The sequence below is a fragment of the Enterobacter cloacae complex sp. IR5412 genome (assembly GCF_049237385.1).
Lineage (GTDB): Bacteria > Pseudomonadota > Gammaproteobacteria > Enterobacterales > Enterobacteriaceae > Enterobacter > Enterobacter intestinihominis.
The window spans coordinates 152,993-162,488 of sequence record NZ_JBMKHQ010000008.1 but is presented as its reverse complement, the minus strand read 5'-3'; the positions used below and the strand labels follow the sequence as shown (position 1 = coordinate 162,488).

The following is a 9,496-nucleotide window of genomic DNA, read 5'->3' as shown; positions in this document are numbered from 1 at the left end:
TAGATGAGGTTGAAGCCGGAATTCTGCCGGATGGCAAAAAAGCAGTGATAACCCGACTGAAAGAGTCTGGCCATGTGGTTGCGATGGCCGGAGACGGTGTGAATGATGCCCCGGCGCTGGCAGCGGCTGACGTGGGTATAGCCATGGGAACGGGTACAGATGTGGCAATTGAAAGTGCCGGAGTCACCCTTCTCAAAGGCGACTTGATGATACTGAACAGGGCCCGTCATCTGTCAGAGATCACCATGAAAAATATCCGTCAGAATCTGTTTTTTGCATTTATCTACAACGCACTTGGCGTGCCTGTGGCTGCAGGTCTGCTTTATCCTGTGTATGGAATACTGCTGTCGCCAGTTATTGCGGCGGCGGCCATGGCTCTTTCCTCCGTCAGCGTCATTGTGAATGCGTTGCGTCTGAAAAGTGTCAGGCTCGGGAAATAACACTGAGTGAAGGGTCAGTTACGAACAGAAGGAGTCCAGTATGAAAAGTACCACCTATGCGCTTATTGCTGTCGCCGCGATCGCGGCATTTGCCCTCCTGCGCGAACACTGGTCACATGTGGCAGGTTACTGGCCATATCTGTTATTGCTGGTCTGCCCGCTAATGCATCTTTTCCACGGCCACGGAGGGCATGGAGATCATCAACATCACGGAAGTGAAAACGATAAAAAAAATTAATCCGGCAGACGGGGCCGCGTCGCGGTCCCGTTATCAGTCCAGGTATCGTTCGTAGTCTCTGGCATGCGCAAAGGCATGCTGTTCGAGTTTGTTATCAGCGGGTGCCGCTGCCCGGAACGCCAGAGAGTTAACAGGGTTGTTATTGATGACCAGCTCGTAATGCAGATGAGGACCGGATGAACGTCCGCTGTTACCGGATAACGCAATAGCACCTCCCCGTGTAACCCTGGCCCCTTTAGTAACGAGTATTTTATTGAGGTGGAGATAGCGAGTTTTAACACCGGCTTTTCCCGTTACTTCAACAAAATATCCCATGGTACTGTTGTATTCGGCCCGGGTGATTTTTCCGTCGATGACGCTGACTATTTTCGTGTTCATGGGCATGGAATAATCAATGCCATTATGGGGACTCACTTTTCCCGATACCGGGTTAAGTCTTGCAGGATTGAAAGGCGAACTGAGTCTTGCTGTGGCCGGTAACGGATAATCGAGACTGCCTTTCCCGGAAGTATCGGAAAGGTTATAGAACTTTTTATCTGATATACGATACGCCGTGTAATTAAATGAACCGGACGTAAATTTATAGGCCACGACACGTGATTTTCCCGCTTTCTTTTGCAGTACGAGTTTTAATGATTCATTTTTTTTCAAATGCCGCAGATTAAACCGGGAAGGCAAGGAGCGCTGAAGAGTAGCGATCTCGTTCGATTCCAGCCCCGAGCGGGTGGCTGAAAGGTAGGCATTTTCTTTTACGACATCGGTAGAATACATTTACTGGAATTCGCCGTTAGCATGAACACTGCGGCGTATGCTAGGGGTTTTCAGGAGGCGTGTCATCTGTCAGTTAATCGGGAGCACCGTTGATGGTCGTCATTTTTGTAACATATCTTGTTTCCCGTTTGCTCCTGAAGCTCTGGGAACTGTATGACCAGCCCGACGGTGATGATTAACGGGACTGAAACAGGTTACGGCAGAGCAATATGGGGCTCATGTCCTGCTACGTAACCCGTCAGTAAAGCCCTGCTGCGCACCTGACGCTAAGCACTAACCCGCCTGCAGTTACCTGGTCGAATACAGCCCGCGAAGCTTTCTTGCCTGCGTCTGATGTGCTTCCGCACCGGCATTATTGACCTGCTCATGCACGAGAGCGGCTTTTTCTCCGGCATTCAGTTCGTTAAAAGAAGAAGACGAGGTCTTTGAATTTGCATCACTGCCGGACAGCATTTTTTTATGTTCCTCAATCATTTTCTGATGCGCATAGGACGCGCTGTTGTTCATAAATGAATGAGCAACAATGGCCCTTTCATGTTCATTCATTTCAGAGAATGAGGGCGTGTTGTTTTTATTAACCCTGTCCGGTAAGTTTTCATGCGTCGAGGAATTCACATGACTGACGGCTGAGGCATTATTAACAAATCGATGTGCTTCATGGGCAATATCACTGGACTGAGCAAAAGCTGCCCCACAAAATAAAGCTGTAAACGCAGTGGTCGTGATTAATATATTCATGTGTAATTACCTTCTGAGGTACATAAAAGATGTCCTTATGATCATATATAAAAATAATCAACCTGTGGGGAAGATGACGTAAATGTAATACAGCTATGTACATTACACGATTGTAATGAATTTGTTTCTTAAGGTGTGCTAGATTCATTTCATTGTAAGTGGATGAACCAGTAATTTAATTTAAATCGGTTCTCGAATTCTGTCAGTAACCATACTTTAAATAAGGGAATGCGCATGCTGTTGAAAACGTCTCGACGAACTTTCCTGAAGGGGTTAACCCTCTCTGGCGTAGCCGGAAGTCTTGGCGTATGGAGTTTCAATGCGCGTTCCAGTCTGAGCCTGCCAGTTGCCGCATCCCTGCAGGGTACTCAGTTTGACCTGACCATTGGTGAAACGGCCGTCAATATCACGGGCAGTGAGCGTCAGGCCAAAACAATCAATGGAGGCCTGCCGGGGCCCGTTCTTCGCTGGAAAGAAGGTGACACCATTACCCTGAAGGTCAAAAACCGTCTTAATGAACAGACGTCCATTCACTGGCACGGCATTATTCTTCCGGCCAATATGGATGGTGTTCCGGGGCTGAGTTTTATGGGCATAGAGCCTGATGATACCTACGTTTACACCTTTAAGGTTAAGCAGAACGGGACTTACTGGTACCACAGCCATTCCGGTCTGCAGGAACAGGAGGGGGTATACGGTGCCATTATCATCGATGCCGGGGAGCCAGAACCGTTTACTTACGATCGTGAGCATGTGGTCATGTTGTCTGACTGGACCGATGAAAATCCTCACAGCCTGCTGAAAAAATTAAAAAAACAGTCGGATTACTACAATTTCAATAAACCAACCGTTGGCTCTTTTTTCCGCGACGTGAATACCAGGGGGCTGTCAGCCACCATTGCCGATCGGAAAATGTGGGCTGAAATGAAAATGAATCCGACTGACCTCGCGGATGTCAGTGGCTACACCTACACCTATCTCATGAACGGGCAGGCCCCGCTGAAAAACTGGACCGGACTGTTCCGTCCCGGTGAAAAGATACGCTTACGGTTTATCAACGGCTCGGCAATGACCTATTTCGATATCCGTATCCCCGGGCTGAAAATGACGGTCGTGGCTGCAGATGGCCAGTATGTAAACCCGGTTACCGTTGACGAATTCAGGATTGCCGTTGCCGAAACCTATGATGTCATTGTGGAGCCTCAGGGTGAGGCCTATACCATCTTCGCACAATCCATGGACAGGACCGGTTACGCTCGAGGGACACTGGCCACGAGAGAGGGGTTAAGTGCTGCCGTTCCCCCCCTCGATCCCCGTCCTCTGTTGACCATGGAAGATATGGGTATGGGGGGAATGGGACATGATATGGCAGGAATGGACCACAGCCAGATGGGAGGCATGGATAACAGCGGAGAGATGATGTCTATGGACGGTGCTGACCTTCCGGATAGCGGGACATCCTCCGCGCCCATGGATCACAGCAGCATGGCCGGTATGGATCATTCCCGGATGGCCGGAATGCCGGGTATGCAAAGTCATCCTGCGTCAGAAACGGATAACCCACTGGTTGATATGCAGGCGATGAGCGTCTCTCCGAAATTAAATGATCCGGGTATTGGTCTTCGAAATAACGGAAGAAAGGTTCTCACGTACGCGGATTTGAAAAGCCGCTTTGAGGATCCTGACGGACGTGAACCTGGCCGTACCATAGAACTGCATTTAACCGGCCACATGGAAAAGTTTGCCTGGTCATTTAACGGAATCAAGTTTTCAGATGCCGCACCGGTGCTGCTGAAATACGGTGAGCGGCTCAGGATCACGCTGATCAACGATACCATGATGACTCACCCCATTCACCTGCATGGTATGTGGAGCGATCTGGAAGATGAAAACGGTAATTTCATGGTTCGTAAACACACAATAGATGTTCCCCCTGGTACAAAACGCAGTTACAGAGTGACAGCAGATGCGCTTGGCCGCTGGGCGTATCACTGCCATTTGCTCTATCACATGGAAATGGGAATGTTTCGTGAAGTCCGGGTGGAGGAATGATGCGAATGAAGAGAAATTTGAAGGCCATACCTGTTCTGGTCGCCGGTTTGTTTACCTCACAGCTTTCTATTGCGGCGGGCTCCGTCTCTGCAGATCCCCACGCCGGGCACGACATGTCTGCCATGCAGATGCCAGCAGATGAGAATTTCACTGAGATGACGTCAATGGAGCCCATTGTAACTGAGAGCAGAACGCCAATTCCGCCTGTTACCGATGCCGACCGGAAGGCTGCATTCGGCAATTTACAGGGGCATGCGATTCACGACAGTGCGATTAATTATCTGGTTCTGCTGGATCAACTGGAATGGCAACGGTCGGATAACACCAACAATTTCAGCTGGAGTGTTAACAGCTGGATTGGAGGCGACACAGATCGGATTTGGCTAAAGAGTGAAGGTGAACGAAGCAATGGGGAAACGGAGGCGGCTGAAGCGCAGTTACTCTGGGGACATGCGGTTGGCCCATGGTGGGATTTGGTTGCGGGTGTCAGGCAGGATTTCAGACCTGCTTCTGCCCGGACCTGGGCTGCTGTCGGTTTTCAGGGGCTGGCACTCTATAATTTTGAGTCTGAAATTACGGGTTTTGTCAGTAATGGCGGAAAAGCAGCCCTTCGTCTGGGAGGAGAATACGACGTTTTACTGACTAACCGGCTCATACTCCAGCCATCCTATGAGGTGAATTTCTACAGTCAGGATGATGAATCGCGGGGTCGCGGCAGGGGACTGACTGACACAGAGCTGGGGCTCCGGCTGCGCTATGAAATACGCCGTGAGTTTGCACCCTATATAGGCGTTTCCTGGAATCAACTTTACGGGAAAACATCCGATATGGCGAAAAGAGAAGGTGAGAAAGACCATCAGGTAGTATTCCTGGCGGGAGCCAGAATCTGGTTTTAACGCACTGATATAAAACACTCAACTAAACAGGTAAATAAAATGTCGATTTTAAATAAAGCCATTCTTACAGGTGGCCTCGTTATGGGCGTTGCTTTCTCTGCTATGGCCCATCCGGAATTAAAAAGCTCTGTGCCACAGGCTGATTCAGCCGTAGCGGCCCCGGAAAAGATTCAGCTTAATTTCTCGGAAAATCTGACCGTGAAATTCTCAGGTGCAAAATTAACGATGACGGGTATGAAAGGCATGTCATCACATTCTCCGATGCCGGTCGCGGCAAAAGTGGCGCCAGGCGCTGACCCTAAATCGATGGTCATTATTCCGCGAGAGCCTTTACCCGCTGGCACTTATCGTGTTGACTGGCGCGCGGTTTCTTCAGATACGCACCCTATTACCGGTAATTACACCTTTACAGTGAAGTAATATTATGAACGACCTGATTATGATTGTTATTCGTTTTCTTCTTTATCTGGATTTGATGGTAATATTTGGATTGCCATTTTTTCAGATATATGGAATAAGCGGTGTCAGACATGAAACCTATAACCTGACTAATTTCAGGTCGTTTATAACTTTTGCTGTTGTTACAGGCATCATTCTTACTGGCATTAATATGCTCCTGGTATCTAATGCCATGAGTGGAGTAACTGACCTCAGAGAATTATCCATCCATGTTATCGAGATGGTGATAGAAGAAACTGATGTGGGTATTAGCTGGATTGTCAGGCTCTGTGCCCTGTTTACCACACTCGGTGCTTTGTTCCTTTACACTAATAAGAGAGTATTGTCCTGCCTGCTGATGACGATGAGTGGGGGCGTGGCGCTGGCTACACTTGCCTGGGGAGGACACGCCGTTATGCATGACGGTCTGCATTACTATCTCCATTTACTGAGCGATCTGACCCATCTCGGCGCTGCAGGTGCCTGGACAGGTGCTCTGGTTGCATTTGCTATCCTGCTGATGCGCAGAAACGAGCATAATGCACAGAGCGTCATTGTGATATCTGACTCCCTGGCAAAATTTGCCACGGCAGGAACGGTGATTGTTGTAGCCCTGATCCTGAGTGCGCTGGTCAACTATCTGTATATTGCTGAGGGTAACTTAACTCCCTTATTCAACAGTTCCTGGGGGAGGATATTGCTTGCCAAGACGGCTCTGTTTGTTCTGATGCTTCTTCTGGCTGCAGCAAACCGGTTTCACCTGGGTCCCCGGCTTGAAGTTATGGTCAGGGAAGGGAATTATGATCGCAGCGTTGCCCTGATGCGAAACAGCATCCTGACAGAATTCGTTGTTGCGATTATCATTCTGGGCGCCGTAGCGTGGCTCGGAATGCTTGCTCCGTCTCAGGTCAGCTAGGGGACAGCCAAAGCTCATGCGTGAGATTTTTACTTTCATATCAGCGAGTTGACCATGCAGCGTATTTTAATCGTTGAAGACGAACAAAAAACAGGTCGTTACCTGCAGCAGGGACTGGTTGAGGAAGGCTATCAGGCCGATCTCTTTAATAATGGCCGCGATGGTCTCGGGGCCGCGTCGAAGGGACAGTATGATTTGATAATACTGGACGTGATGCTGCCTTTCCTCGACGGGTGGCAAATCATCAGCGCACTGAGGGAGTCCGGGCACGAAGAACCGGTCCTGTTTTTAACCGCAAAGGACAACGTGCGGGACAAAGTGAAAGGACTGGAGCTTGGCGCAGATGACTACCTGATTAAGCCCTTTGATTTTACGGAGCTGGTTGCACGTGTAAGAACCCTACTGCGCCGGGCACGCTCGCAGGCCGCAACAGTCTGCACCATCGCCGATATGACCGTTGATATGGTGCGCCGGACCGTGATCCGTTCGGGGAAGAAGATCCATCTCACCGGTAAAGAATACGTTCTGCTTGAGTTGCTGCTGCAACGCACCGGAGAAGTGTTACCCAGGAGTCTTATCTCGTCCCTGGTCTGGAACATGAATTTTGACAGTGATACGAATGTGATTGATGTCGCCGTGAGACGTCTGAGAAGTAAAATTGATGATGACTTTGAGCCAAAACTGATCCATACCGTTCGCGGTGCCGGATATGTCCTGGAGATCAGAGAAGAGTGAGGTTCAAAATTTCCCTGACCACACGCCTGAGCCTGATTTTTTCTGCGGTGATGCTTACGGTATGGTGGTTATCAAGTTTTATCCTGATTAGCACCCTTAATGGCTATTTCGATAATCAGGACCGCGATTTTCTGACAGGTAAACTTCAGCTCACCGAAGAGTTTCTTAAAACAGAGACGTTCAGGAACAAAACGGATATTAAGTCATTATCAGAAAAAATAAACGATGCGATGGTGGGGCACAATGGCTTATTCATTTCTATAAAAAACATGGAAAATGAAAAAATTGTTGAACTCTATGCCAAAAATTCTGTTGTTCCAGCGGTCCTGCTTAATAAGTCGGGTGATATTCTCGACTATATGATCCAGACGGAAGAAAATAACACCGTGTACCGCAGTATCTCGCGGCGGGTTGCCGTGACGCCGGAACAGGGTAAAAGCAAACATGTCATCATTACGGTTGCCACGGATACTGGGTATCACACCCTGTTTATGGACAAACTCAGTACCTGGCTGTTCTGGTTCAATATCGGTCTGGTCTTTATTTCTGTTTTTCTGGGCTGGCTGACCACACGTATTGGTCTGAAACCGCTACGGGAAATGACCAGTCTGGCTTCCTCCATGACCGTACACAGCCTGGATCAGCGTCTAAATCCCGATCTGGCTCCGCCGGAAATCTCTGAGACCATGCAGGAGTTCAATAATATGTTTGATCGCCTGGAGGGGGCATTCCGGAAACTGTCAGATTTCTCGTCTGACATCGCGCATGAGCTGCGCACACCAGTCAGTAATCTGATGATGCAGACGCAGTTTGCACTGGCTAAGGAAAGGGATGTTTCGCATTACCGCGAAATTTTATTCGCTAACCTGGAAGAACTGAAAAGGTTGTCACGAATGACCAGTGACATGCTTTTTCTGGCACGTTCAGAGCATGGTCTGCTGCGGCTGGATAAACATGATGTGGATCTGGCAGCCGAACTGAATGAATTACGTGAGTTGTTCGAGCCCCTGGCAGACGAAACAGGAAAGACAATCACGGTTGAAGGAGAGGGCGTTGTTGCCGGAGACAGCGATATGCTCCGACGTGCTTTCAGTAACCTGCTTTCCAATGCAATCAAGTATTCTCCCGATAACACCTGTACAGCGATACACCTTGAGCGTGACAGTGACTGTGTGAACGTGATGATTACGAATACGATGTCCGGCCAGGTTCCCGCTAATCTGGAACGTTTGTTTGACCGGTTCTATCGCGCAGACTCATCAAGGTTCTACAACACGGAAGGCGCGGGGCTGGGATTATCAATTACAAGGTCGATCATTCATGCTCACGGCGGCGAGCTGTCAGCAGAACAGCAGGGGCGTGAAATTGTGTTCAAAGTGCGCCTGTTAATGGATTAATCCCGTTGTTCAGGAGAAACCTGGAAGGTGACAAAATTGTCATCATTCAGTCACGCGATAAACAGAGGCGGTTTTTTATAATTATTCATAAATCAGGAGCAGCGTGATAACACAATCACCTGGTTCCTGGAGTGATGATTAACCCGCCCTGAGATCAACTGCTTTCTCTGTTATAAGCCATTGATTGTTTGGGTATGTAAACACCGGAGACCCAACCATGAAAAAGATTCTCGTATCATTTGTTGCCATTATGGCTGCCGCTTCATCTGCCATGGCTGCAGAGACAATGAACATGCATGACCAGGTAAATAATGCACAGGCACCTGCCCACCAGATGCAGTCATCTGCTGAAAAAAGTGCAATTCAGGGAGACAGCATGACAATGATGGATATGAGCAGTCACGATCAGGCCGCAATGTCCCATGACATGATGCAAAACAGCAATTCTGCTGCCCACCAGGACATGGCTGAAATGCATAAAAAAATGATGAAAGCTAAACCCGGAGCTACCAACGAAACAGCAAAGTCATTTTCTGAAATGAGCGAGCATGAGAAGGCCGCAGCTGTACATGAGAAGGCGAATAATGGTCAGTCTTCCGTTGTTCACCAGCAGCAGGCTGATAAGCATCGCAGTCAGATCACCCAGAATTAACCCGCAGCTCCACTTGTTAGACCCTCATTTGACGCCGAAGTCACTGGCTTACGCTCCCGTCCGGGAGCGTTTTTTTTCCCATATATCAAACTTTAACTCTGAAGAGGTGGAAGTATCTGACCAACACTGTCACGTAACGCCAGATAACTACAAAAACACCTTTTTCCTCCTGTAAATTGCAGTTCCTGCAAGAACATCAAGGCATAATGTTGGAACAGCGTGT

At 48.7% G+C, this 9,496-nt stretch carries 11 protein-coding genes; 9 read left to right on the top strand and 2 right to left on the bottom strand.

Features of this window, described 5'->3' with window-relative positions; genetic code table 11:
• A partial coding sequence (locus ACOTX2_RS15930) for an HAD-IC family P-type ATPase (RefSeq protein WP_421625942.1) occupies positions 1–440 on the top strand: 440 nt, incomplete at its 5' end.
• Between the two features lie 40 nt (positions 441–480).
• Complete coding sequence (locus tag ACOTX2_RS15925; protein ID WP_000843494.1) at positions 481–678, top strand: DUF2933 domain-containing protein; 198 nt, start codon at positions 481–483, stop codon at positions 676–678.
• 33 nt (positions 679–711) lie between these two features.
• Here the strand turns inward: ACOTX2_RS15925 and ACOTX2_RS15920 are convergent, their stop codons facing one another.
• Together ACOTX2_RS15920 and ACOTX2_RS15915 are read right to left on the bottom strand one after the other, a co-directional pair.
• Entirely contained in the window at positions 712–1,449 is a 738-nt protein-coding gene (locus ACOTX2_RS15920) for a peptidoglycan DD-metalloendopeptidase family protein (RefSeq protein WP_000287501.1), read from the bottom strand.
• 288 nt (positions 1,450–1,737) lie between these two features.
• Positions 1,738–2,187, bottom strand: a complete 450-nt coding sequence (locus ACOTX2_RS15915; protein ID WP_001023257.1) for a copper resistance protein — start codon at positions 2,185–2,187, stop codon at positions 1,738–1,740.
• Between the two features lie 234 nt (positions 2,188–2,421).
• On the opposite strand from ACOTX2_RS15915, the gene pcoA reads away from it, so the two are divergent.
• The 7 genes from pcoA to pcoE all read left to right on the top strand — a co-directional run bounded on the left by pcoA (position 2,422) and on the right by pcoE (position 9,273).
• Positions 2,422–4,239: a multicopper oxidase PcoA gene (pcoA, locus tag ACOTX2_RS15910; RefSeq protein ID WP_000925240.1), complete on the top strand. Its 1,818-nt coding sequence runs from the start codon at positions 2,422–2,424 to the stop codon at positions 4,237–4,239.
• A gap of 5 nt (positions 4,240–4,244) precedes the next feature.
• Positions 4,245–5,135 carry a copper resistance outer membrane transporter PcoB gene (gene pcoB, locus ACOTX2_RS15905; protein ID WP_001378118.1) on the top strand — a complete coding sequence of 297 codons (891 nt, stop codon included), beginning with the start codon at positions 4,245–4,247 and terminating at the stop codon, positions 5,133–5,135.
• A gap of 39 nt (positions 5,136–5,174) precedes the next feature.
• Positions 5,175–5,555: a copper resistance system metallochaperone PcoC gene (gene pcoC, locus ACOTX2_RS15900; protein WP_000025662.1), complete on the top strand. Its 381-nt coding sequence runs from the start codon at positions 5,175–5,177 to the stop codon at positions 5,553–5,555.
• Between the two features lie 55 nt (positions 5,556–5,610).
• Positions 5,611–6,489 carry a copper resistance inner membrane protein PcoD gene (gene pcoD / locus ACOTX2_RS15895; protein WP_229692861.1) on the top strand — a complete coding sequence of 293 codons (879 nt, stop codon included), beginning with the start codon at positions 5,611–5,613 and terminating at the stop codon, positions 6,487–6,489.
• Positions 6,490–6,543: 54 nt separating this feature from the next.
• Positions 6,544–7,224 carry a copper response regulator transcription factor PcoR gene (pcoR, locus tag ACOTX2_RS15890; RefSeq protein WP_001188930.1) on the top strand — a complete coding sequence of 227 codons (681 nt, stop codon included), beginning with the start codon at positions 6,544–6,546 and terminating at the stop codon, positions 7,222–7,224.
• Complete coding sequence (gene pcoS, locus ACOTX2_RS15885) at positions 7,221–8,621, top strand: copper resistance membrane spanning protein PcoS (RefSeq protein WP_001211180.1); 1,401 nt, start codon at positions 7,221–7,223, stop codon at positions 8,619–8,621. Before pcoR ends, pcoS begins: the two co-directional genes overlap by 4 nt.
• 217 nt (positions 8,622–8,838) lie before the next feature.
• Entirely contained in the window at positions 8,839–9,273 is a 435-nt protein-coding gene (pcoE, locus tag ACOTX2_RS15880; protein ID WP_000723069.1) for a copper resistance system metallochaperone PcoE, read from the top strand.
• The last annotated feature ends 223 nt before the right edge of the window (positions 9,274–9,496 follow it).